This window comes from Thioclava sediminum, assembly GCF_002020355.1.
GTDB lineage: Bacteria > Pseudomonadota > Alphaproteobacteria > Rhodobacterales > Rhodobacteraceae > Thioclava > Thioclava sediminum.
The window spans coordinates 479,329-501,568 of record NZ_MPZV01000002.1; the positions used below are offsets into that span (position 1 = coordinate 479,329).

General features: G+C 64.6%; 23 protein-coding genes. 6 read left to right on the forward strand and 17 right to left on the reverse strand.

Annotated elements, in window-relative coordinates; all coding sequences use genetic code 11:
- Positions 1–8: 8 nt before the first annotated feature.
- From BMI91_RS09510 to BMI91_RS09545, 8 genes are all read right to left on the reverse strand, one after another.
- The gene (locus BMI91_RS09510; protein ID WP_208607972.1) at positions 9–662 is read right to left on the reverse strand and encodes a 3-oxoacid CoA-transferase subunit B; all 654 of its coding nucleotides are present in this window, start codon (positions 660–662) and stop codon (positions 9–11) included.
- Positions 649–1,341, reverse strand: a complete 693-nt coding sequence (locus tag BMI91_RS09515) for a CoA transferase subunit A (protein ID WP_078604787.1) — start codon at positions 1,339–1,341, stop codon at positions 649–651. Before BMI91_RS09515 ends, BMI91_RS09510 begins: the two co-directional genes overlap by 14 nt.
- The gene (locus tag BMI91_RS09520; RefSeq protein WP_078604788.1) at positions 1,338–2,696 is read right to left on the reverse strand and encodes an aminotransferase family protein; all 1,359 of its coding nucleotides are present in this window, start codon (positions 2,694–2,696) and stop codon (positions 1,338–1,340) included. The genes BMI91_RS09515 and BMI91_RS09520 overlap by 4 nt, the downstream gene beginning before the upstream one ends.
- Complete coding sequence (locus BMI91_RS09525; protein WP_078522570.1) at positions 2,693–3,463, reverse strand: amino acid ABC transporter ATP-binding protein; 771 nt, start codon at positions 3,461–3,463, stop codon at positions 2,693–2,695. The genes BMI91_RS09520 and BMI91_RS09525 overlap by 4 nt, the downstream gene beginning before the upstream one ends.
- A gap of 16 nt (positions 3,464–3,479) precedes the next feature.
- Positions 3,480–4,136 (reverse strand): amino acid ABC transporter permease, encoded by a 657-nt coding sequence (locus tag BMI91_RS09530; RefSeq protein ID WP_078522569.1) that lies wholly within the window; start codon positions 4,134–4,136, stop codon positions 3,480–3,482.
- A gap of 47 nt (positions 4,137–4,183) precedes the next feature.
- Positions 4,184–4,831, reverse strand: a complete 648-nt coding sequence (locus tag BMI91_RS09535) for an amino acid ABC transporter permease (RefSeq protein ID WP_078522568.1) — start codon at positions 4,829–4,831, stop codon at positions 4,184–4,186.
- A 10-nt stretch (positions 4,832–4,841) separates the two neighbouring features.
- Positions 4,842–5,660, reverse strand: coding sequence for a creatininase family protein (locus BMI91_RS09540; protein WP_158522129.1), 819 nt, complete (start codon positions 5,658–5,660; stop codon positions 4,842–4,844).
- Between the two features lie 68 nt (positions 5,661–5,728).
- Complete coding sequence (locus BMI91_RS09545) at positions 5,729–6,514, reverse strand: ABC transporter substrate-binding protein (RefSeq protein WP_078522566.1); 786 nt, start codon at positions 6,512–6,514, stop codon at positions 5,729–5,731.
- Positions 6,515–6,669: 155 nt separating this feature from the next.
- Here BMI91_RS09545 and BMI91_RS09550 point away from each other — a divergent pair, with 155 nt between their 5' ends.
- Positions 6,670–7,626 (forward strand): LysR family transcriptional regulator, encoded by a 957-nt coding sequence (locus tag BMI91_RS09550; protein WP_078604790.1) that lies wholly within the window; start codon positions 6,670–6,672, stop codon positions 7,624–7,626.
- Between the two features lie 9 nt (positions 7,627–7,635).
- Here the strand turns inward: BMI91_RS09550 and BMI91_RS09555 are convergent, their stop codons facing one another.
- Positions 7,636–8,220 carry a cupin domain-containing protein gene (locus BMI91_RS09555; RefSeq protein ID WP_078522564.1) on the reverse strand — a complete coding sequence of 195 codons (585 nt, stop codon included), beginning with the start codon at positions 8,218–8,220 and terminating at the stop codon, positions 7,636–7,638.
- 158 nt (positions 8,221–8,378) lie between these two features.
- On the opposite strand from BMI91_RS09555, the gene BMI91_RS09560 reads away from it, so the two are divergent.
- Positions 8,379–9,653 (forward strand): 4-aminobutyrate--2-oxoglutarate transaminase, encoded by a 1,275-nt coding sequence (locus tag BMI91_RS09560; protein ID WP_078604791.1) that lies wholly within the window; start codon positions 8,379–8,381, stop codon positions 9,651–9,653.
- 1 nt (position 9,654) lies between these two features.
- Positions 9,655–11,109: an NAD-dependent succinate-semialdehyde dehydrogenase gene (locus BMI91_RS09565; RefSeq protein ID WP_078604792.1), complete on the forward strand. Its 1,455-nt coding sequence runs from the start codon at positions 9,655–9,657 to the stop codon at positions 11,107–11,109.
- Between the two features lie 281 nt (positions 11,110–11,390).
- Here the strand turns inward: BMI91_RS09565 and BMI91_RS09570 are convergent, their stop codons facing one another.
- Together BMI91_RS09570 and BMI91_RS09575 are read right to left on the reverse strand one after the other, a co-directional pair.
- On the reverse strand, positions 11,391–11,867 hold the full coding sequence (locus BMI91_RS09570; protein WP_078604793.1) for a cytochrome c-type biogenesis protein: 477 nt from the start codon (positions 11,865–11,867) through the stop codon (positions 11,391–11,393).
- 3 nt (positions 11,868–11,870) lie between these two features.
- Positions 11,871–13,838: a heme lyase CcmF/NrfE family subunit gene (locus BMI91_RS09575; RefSeq protein WP_078604794.1), complete on the reverse strand. Its 1,968-nt coding sequence runs from the start codon at positions 13,836–13,838 to the stop codon at positions 11,871–11,873.
- 166 nt (positions 13,839–14,004) lie between these two features.
- Here BMI91_RS09575 and BMI91_RS20040 point away from each other — a divergent pair, with 166 nt between their 5' ends.
- From BMI91_RS20040 to BMI91_RS09590, 3 genes are read left to right on the forward strand one after another with little or no spacing between them, the layout of a single operon-like run.
- A complete protein-coding gene (locus BMI91_RS20040; protein ID WP_158522130.1) occupies positions 14,005–14,412 on the forward strand; it encodes an META domain-containing protein in 408 nt (135 codons plus the stop codon).
- 40 nt (positions 14,413–14,452) lie between these two features.
- Positions 14,453–15,181: a rhomboid family intramembrane serine protease gene (locus BMI91_RS09585; RefSeq protein ID WP_078604795.1), complete on the forward strand. Its 729-nt coding sequence runs from the start codon at positions 14,453–14,455 to the stop codon at positions 15,179–15,181.
- Positions 15,181–15,567 carry a GFA family protein gene (locus BMI91_RS09590; RefSeq protein ID WP_078604796.1) on the forward strand — a complete coding sequence of 129 codons (387 nt, stop codon included), beginning with the start codon at positions 15,181–15,183 and terminating at the stop codon, positions 15,565–15,567. The genes BMI91_RS09585 and BMI91_RS09590 overlap by 1 nt, the downstream gene beginning before the upstream one ends.
- On the opposite strand, the gene BMI91_RS09595 is transcribed toward BMI91_RS09590, so the two are convergent.
- The 6 genes from BMI91_RS09595 to pheS form a co-directional block, all read right to left on the reverse strand.
- Positions 15,543–17,165 (reverse strand): GMC family oxidoreductase, encoded by a 1,623-nt coding sequence (locus tag BMI91_RS09595; RefSeq protein ID WP_078604797.1) that lies wholly within the window; start codon positions 17,163–17,165, stop codon positions 15,543–15,545. The two genes, BMI91_RS09590 and BMI91_RS09595, sit on opposite strands and share 25 nt — an antisense overlap.
- Positions 17,166–17,400: 235 nt before the next feature.
- Positions 17,401–19,809, reverse strand: a complete 2,409-nt coding sequence (pheT, locus tag BMI91_RS09600; RefSeq protein WP_078604798.1) for a phenylalanine--tRNA ligase subunit beta — start codon at positions 19,807–19,809, stop codon at positions 17,401–17,403.
- A 10-nt stretch (positions 19,810–19,819) separates the two neighbouring features.
- On the reverse strand, positions 19,820–20,113 hold the full coding sequence (locus BMI91_RS09605; RefSeq protein WP_078522554.1) for a YrhK family protein: 294 nt from the start codon (positions 20,111–20,113) through the stop codon (positions 19,820–19,822).
- Positions 20,073–20,498 (reverse strand): ASCH domain-containing protein, encoded by a 426-nt coding sequence (locus BMI91_RS09610; RefSeq protein ID WP_208607973.1) that lies wholly within the window; start codon positions 20,496–20,498, stop codon positions 20,073–20,075. The genes BMI91_RS09605 and BMI91_RS09610 overlap by 41 nt, the downstream gene beginning before the upstream one ends.
- Positions 20,499–20,545: 47 nt before the next feature.
- Positions 20,546–21,163 (reverse strand): hypothetical protein, encoded by a 618-nt coding sequence (locus BMI91_RS09615; protein ID WP_078604800.1) that lies wholly within the window; start codon positions 21,161–21,163, stop codon positions 20,546–20,548.
- Complete coding sequence (gene pheS / locus BMI91_RS09620) at positions 21,163–22,236, reverse strand: phenylalanine--tRNA ligase subunit alpha (RefSeq protein ID WP_078604801.1); 1,074 nt, start codon at positions 22,234–22,236, stop codon at positions 21,163–21,165. The genes BMI91_RS09615 and pheS overlap by 1 nt, the downstream gene beginning before the upstream one ends.
- Positions 22,237–22,240 lie beyond the last annotated feature (4 nt).

Below are 22,240 nucleotides of genomic sequence, written 5' to 3' on the forward strand. Positions count from 1 at the left end.
GTGGTGCCTCAGAATCTGGGAATGTCGCCTTGCGGCAGCGCAAGGGGTGCGCCGGTCGCCTCGCGGATCTCCGTCTCGGAGATGCCCTCGGCCAGTTCGACCAGCGCGAAGCCCTGCGCAGTCACGTCCACGACCGCCATGTCGGTATAGATCCGCGCCACCCGCCCCTTTGCGGTCAGCGGCAGCGAACAGCTCTCGAGCAGCTTCGGGTTGCCCTTGCGGTCGCAATGGGTGGTCATCACGACGACGCGGCGCGCCTTCTGCGCCAGTTCGATCGCGCCGCCCGCGCCGGGCGAGAACTTGCCCGGGATCTTCCAGTTCGCCAGATCACCGTTCTGCGCGACCTCGAAGGCGCCCAGCAGCGTCAGGTCGAGCCGCCCCGAGCGCACCAGCGCGAAGCTCACCGCGCTGTCGAAAAAGGCCGAGCCGGGGATCGTCGAGACATAGGCCCCGCCCGCGTCGATCAGATTGCGGTCGGCGCGCTCGAGCGGCAGCGTCGGCCCGATCCCGGTCAGCCCGTTTTCCGAATGCAGGCAGACGGGGAAGTCGGCGGGCAGATGGTTGACCACCTTGGTGGGCAGGCCGATGCCCAGGTTCACGACCATGCCGGGCGCGATTTCGCGCGCGGCACGGGCCACCATGCGGGATCTAGCGTCTGACAATGCCATACTCCTCGGAAATCGCGTCGAGTTTCACGACGTGGTCGATGAAGGCGCCGGGGCTCTCGGCCGCGTCCGGGTCGATCCCGCCCAGCGGCAGAAGCTCCTCGGTCTCGGCGATCACGCGGGTCGCGGCCATCGCCATGAGCGGGTTGAAATTGCGCGCGGTGGCGGCATAGGCGAGATTGCCGAAGCAATCGGCGCGCGCGGCATGGACCAGCGCCACATCGCCACGCAGAGCCGGTTCGACCAGCATCGGGCGGCCATTCATCTCGACCACCTGCTTGCCCTGCGCCAATTCGGTGTCGATGCCGATATCGGTGAGGATCGCGCCCAGCCCCGCGCCGCCTGCACGGATACGCTCGGCGAGGATGCCCTGCGCGCAGAACTCAACCTCCATACGGCCCTCGTTCATCGCCGCGATGGCGTTGGCGTTGAGCCCGAGATGGGTCACGATCAGCTTGCGCACCTGACCGCCCGCGATCAGGTGGTCGATGCCCATGCCCGCCTCGTTGGCGTCGTTCTTGACCAGCACGAGGTCGCGCTGTCCCTGACGGGCCAACTCGCGCAGCAGCGCGAAGGGGGTGCCGGGCACGCCGAAGCCGCCCACCAGCACCGTGGCGCCATCGGGAATCTGCGCGACCACCTCTTCCATCGCGATGGATTTGTCGGGCAGCTTCATGCGCTGACCTCCTCGACCAACGGCAGGTCGTGATTGGCGGCGAAGGCATCGAGCGCGTCGGTGAGGATCGCCATGATCTCGTCGATCTGTTCTTCGTTCACGATCAGCGGCGGGCAAACGAGGAAATGATCGCCCTCGTAGCCGCCCCGCGTGCGGCGCGAGTAGATGATGAGACCGCGCTCATAGGCCAGTTCGACCAGCTCGGTATGGGCGTTCCACTCTTTCGGCAGAACCTCCATCGTGTCGCGATCCGAGACCAGCTCGAAGGCCAGCAGCAAGCCCTTGCCGCGCACATCGCCGATGAAGGGGTAGCGGTCCATCAGCCCGGTCAGCCGGGCCTTGAGAACATCGCCCATCCGCGCGGCATTGCCGATCAGGTCCTGTTCTTCCATCTCGTCGAGCACCGCGAGACCGGCCGCGCAGGCCAGCGGGTTGCCCGCATAGGTGAAGCCGTGCAGGAAGCCGCCCGCGTCGAGCAGCGCCTCGACCATGTCATTGCGCGCGACCACCGCGCCCAGCGGCGCGTAGCCCGCCCCGAACCCTTTCGAGAGCGCGACGATGTCGGGGGTGATCCCCCAATGCTCCGCGGCGAGGAACTTGCCGGTGCGCCCTGCCCCGGTCATCACCTCGTCATAGATCAGCAGGATGCCGTATTCGCGGCAGATCTCGGCCACGCGGGTGTAATAGCTGTCAGGCGCCACGAGCGCGCCGGTCGAGGCCCCGCCCACCGGCTCCATCAGGAAGGCGAGCACCGTCTCGGGGCCCTCGGCCTCGATCTTCTCACGCAGCATCTCGGCATATTTGATGCCGCGTTCTTCCTCGGTGAGATTGTCGCGGTCGAGGTAGCAGGTCGGCGCCGGGATCTTCGGCATCTCCGTGAACATCGGCGCGAATTTCCCGGTGAAGAGCGGGCTGCCGGTCACGCTCAGCGAGCCCATCGTCGCGCCGTGATAGGAGGGCAGCCGCGAGATCACCTTGTAACGGCTCTCCTCGCCCTGCGTGACCGCATATTGCCGCGCGAGCTTGATCGCGGTCTCGACCGCCTCGGAGCCGCCGGACACGAAGAACACCTTGTCGAGCCCTTCGGGCATCCGCGCGGCGACCCGTGCCGCGAGATCCTCGGAGGGGTGCGTGCGGAAATGCAGCCGGTAGCCGAAGGTCGAACGGTCCATCTGCGCCTTCATCTTCTCCAGCACGCGCGGATTGGAATGGCCGATATTGGAGACCATCGCCCCCGAGGAACCGTCGATATAGCGTTTCCCGTTCTCGTCGTAGTGGTAGATCCCCTCGGAGCGTTCGAGGAAAGGCCGCGGCTGGCGCGACTGGTAGAACAGGTGAGACTTTTCAGTCGTCATTTTGCACCTTCGAGATGTTTGCGCAGGAAATTCCGGGTTCGTTCCTGGGTCGGGTTCTTGAAGACCTGCTCGGGCGGGCCCTCTTCGACCACGACGCCCTTGTCCATGAACAGCACGCGATCGCAGACCGAGGCGGCGAAATCCATCTCGTGGGTGACGATGATCATGGTCATGTGCTCTTGCGCGAGCTTCTTCATGACCAGGTTCACCTCTTCCACCAGCTCGGGATCGAGCGCCGAGGTGGCTTCGTCGAACAGCATCAGCTTCGGCTTCATCGCCAGCGCACGGGCAATCGCCACACGCTGTTTCTGACCGCCCGAAAGCTGCGCCGGGTAATAGTCGATGCGCTCCAGCATACCGACGTGATCGAGCTGCTCTTCGGCGAGCTTGTTGGCCTCCTTGTCGGAGATCTTCTTCAGCAGCTTCGGCGCCATCGTCACGTTGTCCCGAACGCTGAGATGCGGGAACAGGTTGAAGTGCTGGAACACCATGCCGATGTCCTGACGCATCTGGTTGATGTGCTTCTCATACTGGTTGTGCGGCAGGTTCTTGTTGACCTGCACCCCGTCGAGCCAAACCTCGCCGCCGGTCAGCGGATCGAGATCGTTGATAGCGCGCAGCAGCGTGGATTTCCCCGAGCCCGAAGGGCCGATGATGGCGACGATCTGGCCGCGTTCCACGTTGAGCGAGATGTCCTTGAGCACTTCCAGCGTGCCGTAGGATTTCTGGGCGTGACGGATTTCGACGAAGGATTTTGTCTCTGTCATGTCGATATCTCCCGGATCAGCGATAGAGGCGGTTGCGGTTCTCGAACCAGCGGATCACCGCCTCCATGCCGAGATTGATGATGTAGTAGAGGACGGCAGCGGCCGCGTAGAACTCGAAGGCGCGGTAGGTCTGGCCGATGGCGCGCTGCGCCGAGAGCGTCAGCTCCGACACCCCGATCACCGAGACCAGCGCCGAGTCTTTCAGAAGCGCGATCATGTTATTGCCGATGGGCGGCAGCACGTCGCGCACCGCCTGCGGCACGACGACCTTGACGAGCGCCTGTCTGCGCGACAGGCCCAGCGTGCGCGCGGCCTCCATCTGACCCTTGTCCACCGCAAGCATCGCGGTCTGGATCAGCTCGGAGTTATAGACCGCGAAATGGAAGCCGAGGCCGATCACACCTGCCACGAAGGCCGGAAGGTCAATGCCGATCTGAACCAACCCGAAATAGATCAGGAAGAGTTGCAGCAGCAGCGGCGTGCCCATGAAGAGCCAGGCGATGAAGCGCACCGGCAGGCGAATGATGGCTGGCGCGTAAAGCGCGATCACCGCGAGCAGGATACCCCCGAAGAAGCTCAGCAGAGCCGACGCGGCGGTGATGGCGATGGTCCACAGGACACCCAGCAAGAGCGTGCCGTAGAAAGGCGGGATGACGGAGAAATCGAGACCCATGGCTCACTCCTTCTCTTGCGGGCGGGAAACGGGGGCGGATGCGCGGCTCATTGGATGCGCACCTTGCGGTCGAGGAACGAGACGCCCTTGCCCACCGCGGTGATGATGATGAGGTAGAGAACCCCCGCGAGGAAAAACATCTCGAACGGCTTGTAGGTCGAACCGATGTAGCGTTGCGCGGTGTAGGTCAGCTCCACCACCGAGATCGCGGAGACGAGCGCCGTGCCCTTGATCTGCGCGTTGATGTTCACGCCGAGCGGGCGGATCATCAGCCGCAGCGCCTGCGGCAGCGTCACCTTTCGGAACGCCTGCGCCTTCGACAGGCCCAGCGTGCGCGCGGCCTCGGTCTGGCCCCGGTCGACCGCGACGATCGCGCCGCGCATCGTCTCGGTCATGTAGGCCCCGATATTGACGCCCAGCCCGATCACGCCGGCCTGAAAGGCATCGAGCTGGATGCCAATCTGCGGGCCGCCGAAATAGAGCAGGAACAGCTGGATCAGCGCGGGCGTGCCACGAAAGAAGCTGACATAGGCCGCCCCGATGAAGCGCAGGATGGCAAAGCGCGAAAGCCGGGATGCTGCGCCAAGTGCGCCGCAGATGAGCCCCAGCACGATGGTCAGAACCGAAAGTTCGACCGTGATCACGGCGGCTTTTAGGAAGTACGGATAGACCTTGAGGATTAGTTCGATATCCACGGCATTCCCCTTAATGATGATCGCGGCGGGACAGGATGGGCAGCGCGCGTATCTCGCGCACGAGCGCTGTCGTCTCTTCGATCGCCGCTTCCAGGAACGCCTTGCCAGTGTCGGCATCGGCGACGGTTGGATCCCCCATCGTGCCGTCGGGTGACACAGAGGACCACCAGCGCATCAGCATCGCCTTGCCACCACCGGCCGCCAAATCGAGATTGAAGAATTTGGTGTCGGGATCGTGCAGGTTCTGGCTCTCTGCCTTGTCGAGATCGACAAGCTCGGGGTGCAGATGCTTGTACATCGCAGCTTCGAATTCTCCGGCATGGGCAATGCCGCCCACCTCGGATTTGCGCAGGCCCTGAATTCGGTCGCTGCACAAGTTCCAATACGACGCCGAGACACAGATGATGCCGGTGCGGATGACCGTCTTGCGCGCCGCGAGATCGAGGATCGGGTGGTTCGACCCGTGCGAGTTCAGCAGCAGGATCCGACGGAAGCCGTGATGCGCGAGGGACTCGGTCACGTCGCAGACGAAATTGATCAGCGTCTCCGGCTGAATCCAGATAACCCCCGGAAAGTCCTTGTGATGCTCGTTGAAGCCATAGGGGATCGCGGGCATGACGAAAACTTCGTCGGGCGCGGCGTCGGCAACACCATTGGCCACCGCCATTCCCAGAACCGTATCGGTATCGAGCGGCATATGCGGCCCGTGATCTTCCGTTGCAGAAACATTCAGGATCACCACACGATCCTTATCCGCGTCACGGACCTGCTCCCAAGTCAGCTTTCCATAGTCGGCGGTCATCCGTTCGGTGTCCTTTCGGGAATCCATCGAAGTTTCGGGTGTGGCGGGGCAGCCGTCAGACGACGGACTGCCCACCATTCCTTGGATCGCGCCGATCAGCGGATGTCAGCGCCGATCCACTTCATCGCGATTTTCTCGTAGGTGCCGTCTTCCATCATGGAATCGAGCGCCTTCTGCATCGCGTCTTTCAGTTCGGGATTGCCCTTGCGGATGGCGATGCCCGCACCGATCGCGTCGGTCTTCAGATCGTCGAGAATGCGGTATTTGTAATCGTTCTTCTTCATCGCGAGGATCGCCGCGATCGAGTCGTTGATGATCGCGTCGACACGACCGTTCTGAAGCTCGAGGATCAGCTCGGGCAGACCTTTGTAGGTCTTCACGTCATAGCCTTGCTCACGCGCCCACTCTTCGTGCGTTTCGCCCAGCGTCACGCCGACGGTGACGTCCTTCAGATCGGCAACGGATTTGATCGGGCTGTCAGGCAGCACGAAGATCGCGCGCTTCGTCGTGTAATAAGGACCGACGAAATCGACGACCTTCTCGCGCTCGGGCGTAATCGACATCGAGCCGACGATGGCGTCGTATTTGTTGGCCAGCAGACCGCCGATGATCCCGTCCCATGCGGTCGTCACGATCTCGGTCTTCAGCCCCATGCGCTTGGCGATCTCCTCGCCGATGGCCGGGTCGAAGCCCACGACTTCGTTCGAATCGTTGATGAAGTTGAAGGGCGGGTAAGCGCCCGACATGGCGATCCGGATCACGCCCTTGTCCTTGAGGCTCTCCAGCTCGTCAGCCGCGGCGAGGCTGGGCAGCGAAATGCCGGTCGCGGCGAGCGAGCCAGCCCCGAGGATGGTTTTGAGAACGGTTCTGCGGTTGGTCATGGATTTCTCCTGTTGGTCATGACTGCGGGCGGCCTTGTTTCCGGCGCGTCCCGCCACGGCGAGCGCCCCTTTCAGAGCCTCGTTGACGGAAACGCTTGCATGGCGACCGCCATTGCGCAAATAAATAATAGAAATCTTCAATATAGATCTAGGCTATGGTCAAGCCCTACGAACAACGTTTCCCCTGGCATCTCGACTGGAACCTTCTGCGCACTTTCATGGTGGTGGTGGAGCAGCGGGGCATCTCCCGGGCGGCCTATCTTCTGGGGCTCAAACAGCCCACGATTTCGGCCGCGCTCAAGCGGCTGGAGGAACGCACCGGCCACGAGCTGATCATCCGAAAGCCCAACGAATTCAAGGTCACTAGGGCGGGCAACCTGCTCTATCAGGAATGCGCCCAGATCTTCGGCGCGGTGTCGCAGATCCCTTCCCTGCTGGAGACCGGCGCGGAGGAGCTGCGCGGCCATATCGCGATCACCACGACCTCGCATGTCATCTCCGATCACTACGACGCGGTGCTGCATGATTTCGCCACCGAGCATTCGAAGGTGACCTTCTCGATGACGGTGGCCGAGAGCGAGGAAGTGGTGAACCGGGTGCAACAGAATCGGGCGAGCCTGGGGATTTGCCTGCTTCACAAGACGCCCGAAAACCTCCGCGCGCAGGTGCTTTACCGCGAGTATTTCGGATTGTTCTGCGGCAAGCGCCATCCCCTTTTCGACCGCGAGGACATCACCCTCGCCGAAATCGAAGGCGAGACCTCGGTGTCGTTCCAGACCGAGACCGAGGACGGCCCGCTTCACCCGGTTTCGCTGCTGCGTGCGCGGGCCAAGCTCGCCCCGAGCTGGCGCGGGGTGTCTTCGAACCTGCACGAGCTGCGCCGGATGATCGTGGCCGGCATCGGGATCGGGGCGCTGCCGCTGCACGTCGCGCATCGCGACGTCGAGTCGGGTCGGCTACGCCAGTTGCCGCCCTATGACGGGTTGCCGATGGTGAATATCTACCTGCTCACCAATCGGCAGCGAAAGCAGTCGAGCGCGGAAGCCGCCTTCCTCGCAGCCTGCGAAAAAATGATGGCCGAGAGCGACCTGAAAGAGCGGACTTATTACTGAGCGCACCGCTCAGAAAGTCGGCGGGGTCGCGGCCGAGACCACCACGCAACGCGCCTTGGCCACGTTCCGGAACCGGTGCGGCAGGCGGCTGTCGAACAGGTAGGCATCGCCCGCGCGCAACAGCTCGGTGGTCTCGCCCACCGTCAGCAGCAACTCGCCCTCGATAACGAAACCGCCCTCCTCGCCCTCATGGGCATAGGCCTCCGCCCCGGTATCGGCGCCGGGCTCATAGGTCTCGTAGAGCAGCAGAATGTTGGTCTGCCCCGACTTGCCTGCCCGCTTGAGCGAGAGCGCATCGAGCGCCGCGCCACCCGAGCGGTAGATCCGGCCCGGGTTGATCTCGGTGAGCTCAGAATGCCGGAAGACGAACTTGCCGGGCTCGGAGGGCGTATCGCTGTCGAAGAACTCCGCCAGCGTCGTCTCGAGAATTTCGAGGATCTTACGCAGCGAGGTGATCGAGGGAGAGGTCTTGTTGCGCTCGATCAGCGAGACCAGCCCGTTGGTCACGCCCGACCGCTGCGCCAGCTCGCGCTGCGACAATCCCTTGTCCTCGCGGATCGCCCGAAGCCGTCCGCCCACGTCGAATTCGCTCACCGCAAGCCTCCTGTCCTGTGCCTGTTCTAGAGTGCGGCCGGGCGGATTTCCAGCACGCGCACCTTCGCCATGCGTTTAACAAACTAAACATTGCACAGTTATTCGTTAAACACTAGCGTCACATCATTCCGTGATTCTCCAGCCCCTGAGGAGTGCCCATGTCCAGCAATGCCGACCTCGAAACCCGCCGCGCCGCCGCCCTTGCCCGGGGCGTGGGTGTGCAGACCCAGAACTTCGCCGTCTCCGCCGAGAACGCCACCGTCACCGATGCCGATGGCCGCGAGCTGATCGATTTCGCCGCCGGGATCGCGGTGGTGAACACCGGCCACCGCCACCCGAAAGTCATCGAGGCGGTGAAAGCCCAGCTCGACGCCTTTACCCATACCTGCCATCAGGTGATACCCTACGAGCCCTATGTGCGCCTCGCCGAGCGGCTCAACGAAAAGGTGCCGGGCGATTTCGACAAGAAGTCGATCTTCGTCACCACCGGCGCCGAGTCGGTCGAGAACGCAATCAAGATCGCCCGCGCCTATACGGGTCGCAACGCGGTCATCGCGTTCAGCGGCGGCTTCCACGGCCGGACCTTCATGACGATGACGCTCACCGGCAAGGTCGCGCCCTACAAGGCGGGCTTCGGTGCGATGATGCCCGACGTGTTCCACGTCCCCTTCCCGAACGCGCTGCATGGCGTGTCGACCGAAGACAGCTTCGCCGCGATGGAGAGCCTGTTCAAAACCGATCTCGACCCAACGCGCCTCGCCGCGGTGATCTTCGAGCCCGTGCAGGGCGAAGGCGGCTTCAACCCCGCCCCGCATGATTTCGTGAAACGCCTGCGCGCCTTCTGCGACGAGCATGGCATCGTGATGATCGCCGACGAGGTGCAGACCGGCTTCGCGCGCACCGGCACGCTGTTCGCGATGGACGCCTACGACGTGGCGGCCGACGTCACCACGATGGCGAAAGGTCTGGGCGGCGGTCTTCCGATCGCGGCAGTGACCGGTCGCGCCGAGATCATGGACGCGGCGAACCCGGGCGGTCTGGGCGGCACCTATGGCGGCAACCCGCTGGGAATCGCTGCCGGGAACGCGGTGCTCGACGTGATCGAGGAAGAAGACCTCTGCTCGCGCGCCAACGAGCTCGGCTCGCGTCTCAAGCAGCGTCTCGAAGCGATCCGCGCCAACATGCCGGAGATCGCCGAGATCCGCGGCCCCGGCTTCATGGTCGCGGTCGAGCTGATGTCGGACGGCAAGCCCGATGCAGCGCTGACCCAGCGCATCCGTGTCGAAGCGCTCAACCGCGGTCTGCTGCTGCTGACCTGCGGCGTCTATGGCAACGTGATCCGCTTCCTCGCGCCGATCACTATCCCCGACGACCAGATGGCCAAGGCGCTCGACATCCTCGAAGAGGCGATGACCGCCGCGAAGGAGGGCTGATATGCTCAAGCTGAACGACCCGAGCCTGCTGGAGACCCGCGCCTATGTGAACGGCGAATGGATCGAGGGCGCGAAGCGCTTCGCCGTGCAGGATCCTGCGACCGGTGAAACCGTCGCCGAGGTGGCCGATCTCGACGTGGACGCCACGCGCGCCGCGATTGAGGCCGCCCACGCCGCGAAACCGGACTGGGCCGCGCTCACCGGCAAGGAGCGCGCGGGCTACCTGCGCCGCTTCCACGACCTGATGATGGAAAATCGGGACGACCTCGCCGCGATCCTGACCGCCGAGATGGGCAAGCCGCTGGCCGAGGCCAAGGGCGAGATCGCCTATGGCGCAAGCTTCCTCGAATGGTTCGCCGAAGAGGCCAAGCGCGTCTATGGCGACGTGATCCCCGGCCACCAGCGCGACAAGCGCATCCTCGTGATCCGCCAGCCCGTGGGCGTGGTGGGCTCGATCACGCCGTGGAACTTCCCCAACGCGATGATCGCGCGCAAGCTGGCCCCGGCGCTGGCGGCGGGCTGCACCTTCGTCGGGCGCCCCTCCGAGCTGACGCCCCTCTCGGCCCTCGCGATGGCCGTTCTGGCCGAGCGCGCGGGCATCCCGGCGGGTGTCTTCAACATCATCCCCGGTGTCGATGCGGCGGGCATGGGCGAAGAGCTCTGCGCCAACCCCAAGGTCGCCAAGATCACCTTCACGGGCTCGACCCGCGTGGGCAAGATCCTGATGCGCCAAGGGGCGGAGACGGTGAAGAAGATCAGCCTGGAACTGGGCGGCAACGCGCCCTTCCTCGTCTTCGACGATGCCGATCTCGATGCGGCGGTCGAAGGCGCGATGATCGCGAAGTTCCGCAATAACGGGCAGACCTGCGTCTGCGCGAACCGGATCTACGTGCAGGCCGGTGTCTATGACGCCTTCGCCGAGAAGCTGACCGCGCGGCTTGCGACCCTGCGCCCCGGCAACGGGTTCGAGCCGGGCGTGACCACCGGGCCGCTGATCAACGCGGACGCGCTGGCCAAGGTCGAGGCGCATATCTCCGACGCGACCGAAAAGGGCGCGCAGGTGGCTGCGGGCGGGCATCGCTCGAACCTCGGGCGCACCTTCTTCGAGCCGACGCTGCTGACCGGCGTGACGCAGCAGATGCGGGTCGCGCGCGAGGAGACCTTCGGGCCGCTCGCTCCGCTGATCCGCTTCGAGACCGAGGCCGAGGCGATCGAGATGGCCAACGCGACCGAGTTCGGGCTGGCGGGCTATTTCTACGCCAACGACCTCGCCCGCGTCTGGCGTGTGGCCGAAGCGATGGAGACCGGGATCGTCGGTGTGAACACTGGGCTGATCTCGACCGAGGTCGCCCCGTTCGGCGGCATCAAGCAATCCGGCGTCGGCCGCGAAGGCTCGAAATACGGGATCGAGGATTTCACCGAGCTGAAATACATGTGCCTCGGCGGGATCGAGTAAGCGCTGAACCTGAGACATCAGGGCGAGAATGGAGAAGCGGCGGGCTTTCCCGCCGCTTCTTTCATTTTTCGAAGAGGACTGAAGAGCGCCTGCGCAGGGCGCGCGCCGGCCCGTGGGCTGGCGCATCGGTGACCGCGCGCGACGCTCATTCGATGGAGGGGCGCGGCTGGCATAAAGCGCCTGCCGTCCAAGGTCGCGTTGCGCCACCCCACGGGCCGCCGCGCGCCCTGCTTTTCCGTCTGGAGGGAAGGCTCGAGCTAGGCTCGGAGCCGGAAAGCCCCCTACTCGCCCATCAGCTCATTCAGCCGCTTGCGCTCGTCCTCGGAGAGATCGGGCTGAGCCGGACCCTCGGACGCGGCGCGGCGCGAGCGGACATAGAAGAACCCGCCGATCAATGCGACGATCAAAGCCCCCGGGCCGAGATACCACAGCAGCAGATTCGCCCCGCGCTTCTCGGGCTCGAACAGGACATATTCGCCATAGCGGGCAGTGATGTAGTCGATCACCTGGCTATTGGTGTCGCCCGCCTGCAAGCGCTCGCGCACAAGCAGCCGCAGATCCCGCGACACTTCGGCATTGGAGTCGTCGATATTCTCGCCCTGACAGACCGGGCAGCGCAGCACCTTGGAGATTTCGCGCGCCCGCGCCTCGAGCGCCGGGTCCTTCAGGATCTCGTCGGGCTGCACCGCAAGCGCAGGCCCGATCGAGAGGAGCGCCGAAAGCATCAACGCCAAGGCAAAGAAGGTTTTCCTGAGCATCGTTTACTCCGCCGGAGACGCTTGCGCCGAGGCGGCGCGCGATTTGCGCGCCCCCGCTGCCACACGGTAGCGGCGATCCGACAGGCTCAGCAGCCCGCCCAACGCCATGATGATCGCGCCCGCCCAGATCCAGTCCGCGAAGGGCTTGATATAGGTGCGCACCGCGTAGCCGCCCTGATCCTGCGGATCGCCGAGCACGAGGTAGATATCGCCCAGCGGCGTGGTGTGGATCGCGGCTTCGGTCGTCGGCATCCGCTGCACCGGATAGACGCGCTTCTCGGGATGCATGGTGCCGATCAGCTTGCCGTCCTTCTCGACCGTCATCGTGCCGGTGGAGGAGGTGTAGTTCGGACCTTTGACCTGTTCGACCTTCTGAAGCGTGATCTGGTAGCCGTCCACGGTGAAGGGCTCGCCGATCTTGGCGACGCGGATATCCTCGATCTGGCCCGCGGTCAGCAGACCGATCCCGATGAAGGTGACCCCCAGACCCGCATGGGCGGTGGCCTTGCCCCAATCGGCGCGCGGCAGGCGCTTGAGGCGTCCGAAATTGCGCGCCGAACGCTGCCACAGCTCTGTCATGGCCCCGAAGACCAGCCAGCTGCCCAGGAACACCGCGACGAGCGCGAGCAGCGAATTGCCGCTCTCGACGGCCCAGGCGAGGCCGCCCACGGCCAGCGCGAGCACGAAGGCCGGGATCAGCGGCTTCACCACGCGGCCGAGACGCGCGCGTTTCCATGGCATCATCGCGCCGATCGGCAGGATCAGGGCGAGGATCACCATGAACGGGGTGAAGGCCTGATCGAAGAACGGCGCGCCGACCGACAGCTTGCGGCCGAAGAACATCTCCGCGACCAGCGGCCAGACCGTGCCCACGAAGACCACCAGCGCCGCGACCGCCAGCAGGATGTTGTTGATCACCAGCGCGGTTTCCCGCGACAGCATCGAGAACACGCCCTTGGCCTGCATCGAGGTGGCGCGGAACGCATAGAGCGTCAGCGCCCCGCCCACGAAGAGCGCGAGAATGCCAAGGATGAAGATGCCGCGCTGCGGGTCGGACGCGAAGCTATGCACCGAGGTGATCACGCCCGAACGCACGATGAAGGTGCCGATGAGCGAGAAACCGAAGGCCATGATCGACAGAAGGATGGTCCACGACTTCAGCGCCTCGCGCTTCTCGACCACGATGGCCGAGTGCAGCAGCGCAGCGGCCAGCAGCCACGGCATGAAGGAGGCGTTCTCGACCGGGTCCCAGAACCAGAAGCCGCCCCAGCCAAGCTCGTAATAGGCCCACCACGAGCCCAGCGCGATGCCGATGGTCAGGAAGATCCAGGCCGCCAGCGTCCACGGCCGCACCCAGCGCGCCCAGGTCGCGTCGACCCGGCCCTCGATCAGCGCCGCCACCGCGAAGGAGAACGACATCGAGAGGCCGACATAACCGAGATAAAGGAAGGGCGGGTGGAAGGCGAGCCCCGGGTCCTGCAGGAGCGGGTTCATCCCCTCGCCGTTGAACGGCGGCTCCGCGAGACGCAGGAACGGGTTGGAGGTGAAGATGATGAAGCCGAGGAAGGCCACGCCGATCCAGGCCTGAACGCTCAGCACGCGCGCGCGCAGCCGCGGCGGCAGAGCGCCACCGAACACGGCTGCCGCCGCCCCGAACAGCGACAGGATCAACACCCACAGAAGCATCGAGCCTTCGTGATTCCCCCACACGCCGGTGATCTTGTAGAGCATCGGCTTGTCGGTATGGGAATTCGCCCAAACCAGCTTCAGCGAGAAGTCCGACACGACGAAGGCGTGGGTCAGCGCCGCGAAGCTCACCGCGATGAGCAGAAATTGCGCTGTCGCTGCGGGTTCGCCGACCGCCATCCAGCCGCGCCAGCCTTTTTGCGCGCCGACGATGGGCACGATGGCCTGCACGATGGCCACCGCAAAGGCGAGAATCAGGGCAAAATGCCCGAGTTCATTGATCATGGGACTCCTCCTGTCGCGGGGCGAGAGCATAGAGATATACGACCTTCGGGCCAAGGAGGATGCGCGCCGATGTCGCAACTTTCCGACAGCCACTCACGGGGGCGTGAATGGCACAGCCCATTCTCAAGGTCTAAGCAAGGCGCGTGAGACCAAGAGGGATGCGAAAATGCGTGCGATCGTGATCGGGCCGCTGCTGGCCTTGGGGCTTGTGGCAGGATGCCAGTCGGAGCCGGGCGACCCTCTCGAGGCGATCGCGCCGAACGCGATCTGGGAAGTTGTCGCGATCGACGGCAAGCCCCTGCCCGACGGCGTCGAAGTCACCCTGACCCATCCCGAAAAGGGCCTGATCGCGGGCAAGGCGGGCTGCAATCACTATAACGGTCGTATCTCGGAGAAGGACGGCCGGGTGCGCGTCGGCGAACTGGCCGGAACGCGCATGATGTGCCCCGAGCCCGCAATGGGCGTCGAGAAGGCCTTCCACTCGGCCATGGCCCGCGTCGATACGGTGAAACTGTCGCAGGACCGGCTGGAGCTGATCTCGCAGGGCGACACGGTGATCGAAGCCACGCAATAAGCGCCTTGACCGACGGTGCGGGGCGTGGCCCTCTCGGGCGATGTTCCCGATCCGCGATCACAACCCCTCTTACAGCACCCCGTGGGTCACATGGACCCTGATCGCGATCAATATCGTGGTCTATGTCTTCACCGCGCCTTGGGGCGGCGATATGCGGGACCTCTGGCTCAATAACGCGCTCTGGCCTGCCGCGGTGACCCATGGCGTCGCGTGGCACGGGCTTTTCACCCACATGTTCCTGCATGCCGGCATCCTGCATCTGGCGGGCAACATGCTGTTTCTCTGGGTCTTCGGCGACAATCTCGAAGACCGGATGGGGCGCGTTCTCTTCCTGATCTTCTATCTCGCCTGCGGGCTGGCCGCCGCCTTCGCACAGATCGCCGCGAACCCGAATGCGACTGTGCCGATGGTGGGCGCCTCGGGGGCGATTGCAGGCGTGATGGGGGGCTATCTGCTGCTCTACCCGAAAGCGCGGATCGACGTGCTGTTCTACTTCCTCGTCTTCTTCAAGATCTGGGCCACGCCCGCTTGGCTGGTGCTGGGCCTGTGGTTCGCGATCCAGCTATTCAACGAGCTGACCTCCGGCGCGTCGGGCGGCGTCGCCCACATGGCCCATATCGGCGGTTTCGTGGCGGGCGCGCTTCTGACGCTGCCGCTGTGGTATCGCCTTGGCGGGCCGCTCTTCTGGCGCCTCACCCATGGCCACCCGCCCTTCCCCGAGGCGCGCGAGCGCCAGACCAATATCCCCACAGTCACACGGAGACGCTGATGCTGCCCGAGATTCAATCGCCCCACCGCCTGACCTGCCATTGCGGCGCGGTGGAGATGGAGGTGACGCTCTCCGACGGGCTGAACACCAAGCGGCGCTGCGATTGCTCTTTCTGCCGTCGGCGCGGGGCGGTGGCGGTCTCGGCCCCGCTCTCGGGCATCCGCATCGTGAAGGGCGAGGACAACCTGACACTCTACCAATTCGGCACGATGACCGCGAAGCATTACTTCTGCAAAACCTGCGGCATCTACACCCATCACCAGCGCCGCTCGAACCCGAACCAATACGGCGTGAACGCCGCCTGTCTGGAAGGGGTGAACCCGCGCGATCTCGATCCGGTGCCGTGGAATGACGGCATCAATCACCCGACCGATCGCGCTGACTGATCCTCTCGAATGAACGCGGCGGCGCGCTCGGCGATCATGATCGTCGGCGCGTTGGTATTGCCCGAAATCAGCTGCGGCATCACCGAGGCATCGACGACGCGCAGCCCGTCGATCCCGCGCACCCGCAGCTGAGGATCGACCACCGACATGTCGCCCTGCCCCATCGCGCAGGTGCCGACCGGATGGTAGATCGTATCGGCCCGCGCCCGGATGTCGGCCATCAGCCCCTCATCCGTCCCGTCATGCGGATAGAACCTGCGGCCCCGCCACGGGCGAAGCGGCTCCGCCTCGGCGATCCGGTCCAGAAGCCGCGCGCCTTTCAGCAGCAGTTCTGCGTCGCGCGGATCGGACAGGTAGTCCGGGTCGATCAACGGTGCCGCGCGCGGATCGCTCGAGGCCAGCCGCAGCGTCCCGCGTGACTGGGGCCGCAGCGGACAGATATGAGCGGACCAGCCATCGGCCAGATGCGGCTTGCGCATATGCTGATCGACGATGCCCACGACGAAATGGATCTGCAGATCGGGCCGGGTGAGGCTCGGGTCCGAACGCAGGAACGCCCCGCCCTCGGCCATGGGCGAGGCGAACAACCCCTCGCCATGCTTGCGCCACGCGCCCGCCGCCCGCGCCAGCCGCAGCAGCCCGCGCGGGTTCAGCCCCACCACATCGGGCCGGGGCGAGGTGTAGCTGATGACGTAATCCAGATGATCCTGAAGGTTTGCGCCTACGCCCGGCAGATCGAGACGCGGTTCGATCCCGACCTCGCGCAGATGATCCGCAGGCCCGATCCCGGACAGCATCAGCAGCTGCGGCGAGCCGAACGCCCCCGCCGAGACGATCACCTCGCGCGCCGCTTCGATCTTCATCCGCTTGCGGCCTTGCCGGACGATTGCCCCCGTCGCGCGCCCGTCCGCGATCTCGATCTTCTCGGCCCGCGCGCGGGTCAGCACGGTCAGATTGGGCCGCGCCATCACCGGATGCAGATAGGCCGCCGCTGCCGAACAGCGCTCGCCCTTGCGCGGCCCGTCCCAGAACTGCGTGACCTGATAGAGCCCCGCCCCTTCCTGCCGCGGCCCGTTGAAATCCTCGTTCGGCGGGCATTGCACGGCCGCGCAGGCCTCGATGAAAGCACGGCTGATCGCGCACGGCCGCCGCTGATCGCCGACCTGCAACGGCCCCGCCGCGCCATGCCAATCCGACGCCCCGCGGGCATTGCGCTCGGAGGCGAGGAACCACGGCTTCACGGTCTCCCAGTCCCAGCCCTCGGCGCCCGCATCGGCCCAGCCGTCGTAATCCTCTGGCTGGCCGCGCGCATAGAGCATCGCGTTGATCGCCGACGACCCGCCCAGCCCCCGGCCCCGCGGCTGAAACCCGCGCCGCCCGTTCAACCCCGGCTGCGGCACCGTGCGCAGCGCCCAGTTATGGATCGGCGGCCGCCCCGCCACCATCGTGGCAACCAACGCAGGCGCACGCACGAAGATGTCGCGCGCCTCGCGGCCTGCCTCGACAATACAGACAGTCACGGCCGGGTCCTCCGACAGCCGCGCCGCCAGCACCGACCCCGCCGAGCCACCGCCCAGAATGAGATAATCGAAACGCAAGGGCTCCTCCTTCCCCCGTTCGCGAAAAGCCTAACGGGTTTCGGAAGATAGGGAAGGATTACGCTGGGTCGGACGCGTCAGGGACGCGCCCGAGCCTCGGGTGAGAACGACTGGAATTGAATGCCCGGATCAGCCGGGTCAACGGCCCGGGCAGCGCCCGACCGCCCCCTGCTGCACACAAAAGAAAACGCCCGGTCTCTCCGACCGGGCGCTCCAAACTCTCTCGAGGACAGCCTTAGCTGCGCAGCGTGCCGCCGGTGGCCTTGCTCACCTTCTCGACGATCTTCTTGCTCACCGCCTCGATCTCGGCGTCGGTCAGCGTCTTATCGGCGGGCTGCATCCGCACCGTCAGCGCGATCGACTTCTTGCCCGCGCCCATCTGCTCCTCGGCTTTGGCGCCGGTGAACTGGTCGAAGACATTGACGCTCTCGATCAGCTTCTTGTCGGCGCCCATCGCCGTGTTCACCGCCGTCAGCGCCTCGACATTTGCATCCACGACGAAGGCGAAATCTCGTTCGACCGCCTGCAGGTCGGAGATCTGCAGCGCGGGCCGCGTCGCGCCCTTCTTCTTCGGGAAGGGGATGTTTGCCAGCCGGATCGTGAAGGCGACCGCCGGGCCCTTCACGCCCAGTTCGCGCAGCACCTTGGGATGCACTTCGCCAAAGGTCGCCAGCAGGTTCGGCCCGAGCGCCACATTGCCTGCGCGACCGGGGTGCCACCACGCATCGAGCTTGCGGTTGATCTGCGCACGCGCCGGAGCGCCGACCGCGGCCAGCACGGCCTCGGCATCGGCTTTCGCATCGTAAAGGTCCACCGGACGGCGCGACCCAAAAGGATCGCGCGGCGCGGAGTGACCGACCAGAAGCCCGGTCGCCTGCAGAACCTGCTCGCCCGGCTCGCCGCCGTTGAACGCAGGGCCCACTTCGAACAGCGCCAGATCGTTCAGACCGCGCGCCTGATTGCGGGCAGCCGCCTGCAACAGACCCGGCAGCAGATCGGGGCGCATATGCGTCATCTCCGAGCTGATCGGGTTCTCCAGCTTGGTCGCATCCGCGCCACCGCCGAACAGCTTGGCGGACGCCTCGTCGATGAAGCTGTAGGTCACACATTCATTGTAACCCAGCGCCGCCGTCGTGCGCCGTGCCATCCGCTCGCGCTGCTGCATCGGCGTCAGGATCGCGTCCGGCACGCCGGTCGTCTCGCGCCCCATCGGCTTGCCCTCGAGCTTCGTCAGCGAGGCGATGCGCGCCACTTCCTCGACCAGATCGGCCGAGCCCAGCACATCGGGGCGCCAGGTCGGGGGCGTCGCCATGTCGCCGTCGAGCGTGAAGCCCAGAGCCTCCAGCGTCTCGCGCTGCGTGGCCTCGGGAATGTCCATGCCGACGAGCGAGATCACCCGCGCCGGGTCCAGCTTGTAAGCGCGGCTGACATCCGGCACCGCGCCGTCCATCACCACGTCCGACACTTCGCCACCGCACAGATCGACGACCATCTTCGCCGCGAGATCGAGCCCCGGCAGCGTGAAGGCCGGATCGACACCGCGCTCGAACCGATAGCGCGCATCCGAGTTGATCTTCAGCGCCCGGCCCGTCGCCGCGATGGTGATCGGGTCCCAATAGGCGCTCTCGAGGAACACATCGACCGTGTCCTCATCCGCCCCGGACTCCTCGCCGCCCATGATCCCGGCAAGGCTCTCGACGCCCTTGTCGTCGCAGATCACCATGTCGCCTGCGCGCACGGTATAGGTCTTCTCGTCGAGCGCGAGGAACTCCTCGCCGCCCTCGGCCGGCTTGATCACCAGATTGCCCGCCACCTTCTTCATGTCGAAGACATGGAGCGGCCGGTTCAGGTCATAGGTGAAGTAGTTGGTGATATCGACCAGCGTCGAGATCGGGCGCAGACCGATCGCCTTGAGCCGCTTTTGCAGCCACTCGGGGCTCGGCCCGTTCTTCACGCCCCGGATCACGCGACCAGCAAAAAGCGGGCATCCCTTGTCCTTCAGCGCCGGGTCGATCGTGACGGAAATCGGTGCTTCGAACGCAGCCTCGACCTTCGGCACATCGAGCGGCTTGAGCTTGCCCAGACCCCGCGCCGCCAGATCGCGCGCAATCCCGCGCACACCCAGAGCATCGGGACGGTTCGGCGTGATCGCGATCTCGATCACCGGATCGACCGCCTCGGGACGGTTCTCGGCCAGCCAGTCGGTGAACTTCTGCCCGACCTCGCCCGACGGCAATTCGATGATGCCGTTATGCTCGTCCGACAGCTCCAGCTCGCGCTCGGAGGCCATCATCCCGTGGCTCTCCACCCCGCGGATATTGCCCACCGACAGCGTCACATCGATGCCGGGCACATAATCGCCGGGCTTGGCCAGCACGACCGTGATCCCGGCCCGCGCGTTCGGCGCCCCGCAGACGATCTGCGTCACACCCTCATCCGTCTCGACCATGCAGACCCGCAGACGATCGGCGTCGGGGTGCTGCTCGGCGGACTGCACACGCGCCAGCGTAAACGTCTCCAGCTTCGCCGCCGGATCGACGACTTCCTCGACTTCCAGACCCAGATCGGTGAGCGCCTCGGCGATCTGATCGACGGTGGCCTCGGTCTCGAGATGATCCTTGAGCCAGGACAGGGTGAATTTCATCGGACTTCCCTCAGGATTGCTTGCGCTGCGCGAGGTCCTTGTAATCCCCCATCTCAAGGAGTTTCAACTCCCGCCAAAGCCGGATCGAGGGTTTTGCGGCGAAAAGGAGCGACCCGATCAGGAACAACCACGTGCCGGGGATCATCAGGCTCTCGTAGAAGAAGAAGATCGAGCCGATGACGAAACAGAAGGCCGCGCCGAAATCGACGACCGTATAGGCGATCTCGGTGAGGGCGACGAAGCGTCGCTGCTCGGGGCTTTGTTCATGCTTCGGGGTGTCGAAGAGGCGTTTCTTCTGGGCCATCGGGTTCTCCTTGATAATCCTTTACCAAGCGAAACCGTTCGCAAACGAGTTCCATCTCGGGGGTAAAACCTCCGTTACGCTCGAAATAGGCCTGATGACCCTGCCGCCAGCCTTCCAGCGTCTCGTCCTCCCCCTCGGCCAGCGCGAAATCCTCATCGACATCGCAAAACCGCCGGATCGTGACCTCGACGGTCTCGATCATCACCGCCGGTTTGCCGTCCCAGTCGAGCGCGATATCGCGCCGACCCTCCACCGGCATATCCTCGCCCCCTTCGGTGAAGTAAGTGAGCGCGCCGCAGGTGGCGGTCTTCTTGCCTTGGCGGATCAGGCCGAGGAGCTGGTCGCAGAGTTCGCGGCTGTCGCCGAAGGTGAAGGTGATGGGCATGGGGGCTTCCTTTGGACTTGGGGGAAGCGGGTTGAAGAGCATTTTTCCTAGCGGGGAACTTCGCTGAGCCCACGCTCGAAACGAACAATCTTCGCAAGCTTCTCAATAGAATAATTCGACTCTTTCAAAATCTTTTCGACTAAAGCTCTTGGATCTTCAAACCAACATTCGCGCACTTGCCTGGCAATTGCCTCATGTCTTGTGAAAAGCGGGAAACCACCGAGCCTTCCAAAGCGTTGCAGCCCCTCTTCATACTGAAGTGCGACGGATACGATGCATTCTAGCGACGCGATCAAATCCTTCATATCTTCTGAAAGAAGGGCGAGCAGTTCTTTTTCTCTTCCGATCAACCCGCGAAGTCTTCGTAACTCGAGAGCCGATTGCGCTGCGAATGAGTAATCATCAGCGCCGGGGGTTCTAAGAAAGGTCACATTGGCCTTTCCACGGGCCTCAACCGAAATCTGCTGCAGCTCGCGACAATAGCGGACCAGTTCCAGCGCAACCTCGCTTTTTTGAAGCGAAATCCGCTGTGACTTCCAAGAGAACCATTGCTGAAAAGCTAAAAGGACTGCGGCGATTGTCGCGAGACTGGCAAGGACGCCAACCACTGACGGGAACCACGAGAAATCACGGCACACATTCTCACATGCCGTGATCGTCTCCATTAGCGGCTCAACCCACCAGCCACCGTCGGCAGATCCAGCGCGGCGAACCCGTAATGCTTCAGCCAGCGCAGGTCGCTCTCGAAGAACGCCCGCAGGTCCGGGATGCCGTATTTCAGCATCGCGAGGCGGTCGATCCCGATCCCGAAGGCGAAGCCCTGCCATTCATTCGGGTCGATCCCGGCGGATTCGAGCACTTTCGGATGCACCATCCCCGAGCCGAGGATCTCCATCCAGTCGTCGCCCTCACCGATCTTCAGGCTGCCGCCCTCCCACGAGCAGCGGATATCGACCTCGGCCGACGGCTCCGTGAAGGGGAAATGCGAGGCGCGGAAGCGCAGCTCGACGCCGTCCACCTCGAAGAAGGCCTTGCAGAACTCCTCCAGCACCCATTTCAGGTTCGCCATCGAGATGTCTTTCCCGATCGCCAGCCCCTCGACCTGATGGAACATCGGCGTGTGGGTCTGGTCCATGTCCATGCGGTAGACGCGGCCCGGCGCGATCACGCGGATCGGCGCGCCCTGCTCCAGCATCGCGCGGATCTGCACCGGCGAGGTATGGGTGCGCAGCACATGCGGCGGACGATTGTCGCCCTCGTCGCGATGCATGAAGAACGTGTCATGCTCCTGCCGCGCGGGGTGTTCGGGCGCGATGTTGAGCGCGTCGAAGTTGTGCCAGTCGTCTTCGATCTGCGGGCCTTCGGCGACCGCGAAACCCATATCGGCGAAGATCGCGGTGACCTCGTCCATCACCTGAGAGACCGGGTGGATCGTGCCCTGCCGCCGCGGACGGCCCGGCAGCGTCACATCGAGCCATTCCTCGCGCAGCCGCGCATCGAGCGCCGCATCCGCCAGCGCCGCCTTCTTCGCGCGCAGCGCCGCGTCGATCTCGTCCTTCAAGACGTTGAGCGCCTTGCCCGTGGTCTGGCGCTCCTCCGGGGTCATCTTGCCCAGCTCACGCATCTTCAGGCTGATCTCGCCCTTCTTGCCCAAGGCGGCCAGACGGATCTCTTCCAGCGCGGCCTCATCGGTCACATCGGCCACGGCGCTCAGGTATTTATCGCGAAGCTCTTGCATATCA

What these genes read in the sequence shown, in the direction of transcription:
- BMI91_RS09515 (WP_078604787.1), bottom strand. Translation starts at nt 1,341, where the DNA reads ATGAAGCTGCCCGACAAATCCATCGCGATGGAAGAGGTGGTCGCGCAG.
- BMI91_RS09520 (WP_078604788.1), bottom strand. Translation starts at nt 2,696, where the DNA reads ATGACGACTGAAAAGTCTCACCTGTTCTACCAGTCGCGCCAGCCGCGG.
- BMI91_RS09525 (WP_078522570.1), bottom strand. Translation starts at nt 3,463, where the DNA reads ATGACAGAGACAAAATCCTTCGTCGAAATCCGTCACGCCCAGAAATCC.
- BMI91_RS09530 (WP_078522569.1), bottom strand. Translation starts at nt 4,136, where the DNA reads ATGGGTCTCGATTTCTCCGTCATCCCGCCTTTCTACGGCACGCTCTTG.
- BMI91_RS09540 (WP_158522129.1), bottom strand. Translation starts at nt 5,660, where the DNA reads ATGGATTCCCGAAAGGACACCGAACGGATGACCGCCGACTATGGAAAG.
- BMI91_RS09545 (WP_078522566.1), bottom strand. Translation starts at nt 6,514, where the DNA reads ATGACCAACCGCAGAACCGTTCTCAAAACCATCCTCGGGGCTGGCTCG.
- BMI91_RS09550 (WP_078604790.1), top strand. Translation starts at nt 6,670, where the DNA reads ATGGTCAAGCCCTACGAACAACGTTTCCCCTGGCATCTCGACTGGAAC.
- BMI91_RS09560 (WP_078604791.1), top strand. Translation starts at nt 8,379, where the DNA reads ATGTCCAGCAATGCCGACCTCGAAACCCGCCGCGCCGCCGCCCTTGCC.
- BMI91_RS09565 (WP_078604792.1), top strand. Translation starts at nt 9,655, where the DNA reads ATGCTCAAGCTGAACGACCCGAGCCTGCTGGAGACCCGCGCCTATGTG.
- BMI91_RS09570 (WP_078604793.1), bottom strand. Translation starts at nt 11,867, where the DNA reads ATGCTCAGGAAAACCTTCTTTGCCTTGGCGTTGATGCTTTCGGCGCTC.
- BMI91_RS09575 (WP_078604794.1), bottom strand. Translation starts at nt 13,838, where the DNA reads ATGATCAATGAACTCGGGCATTTTGCCCTGATTCTCGCCTTTGCGGTG.
- BMI91_RS20040 (WP_158522130.1), top strand. Translation starts at nt 14,005, where the DNA reads ATGCGTGCGATCGTGATCGGGCCGCTGCTGGCCTTGGGGCTTGTGGCA.
- BMI91_RS09585 (WP_078604795.1), top strand. Translation starts at nt 14,453, where the DNA reads ATGTTCCCGATCCGCGATCACAACCCCTCTTACAGCACCCCGTGGGTC.
- BMI91_RS09590 (WP_078604796.1), top strand. Translation starts at nt 15,181, where the DNA reads ATGCTGCCCGAGATTCAATCGCCCCACCGCCTGACCTGCCATTGCGGC.
- pheT (WP_078604798.1), bottom strand. Translation starts at nt 19,809, where the DNA reads ATGAAATTCACCCTGTCCTGGCTCAAGGATCATCTCGAGACCGAGGCC.
- BMI91_RS09605 (WP_078522554.1), bottom strand. Translation starts at nt 20,113, where the DNA reads ATGGCCCAGAAGAAACGCCTCTTCGACACCCCGAAGCATGAACAAAGC.
- BMI91_RS09610 (WP_208607973.1), bottom strand. Translation starts at nt 20,498, where the DNA reads ATGCCCATCACCTTCACCTTCGGCGACAGCCGCGAACTCTGCGACCAG.
- BMI91_RS09615 (WP_078604800.1), bottom strand. Translation starts at nt 21,163, where the DNA reads ATGGAGACGATCACGGCATGTGAGAATGTGTGCCGTGATTTCTCGTGG.
- pheS (WP_078604801.1), bottom strand. Translation starts at nt 22,236, where the DNA reads ATGCAAGAGCTTCGCGATAAATACCTGAGCGCCGTGGCCGATGTGACC.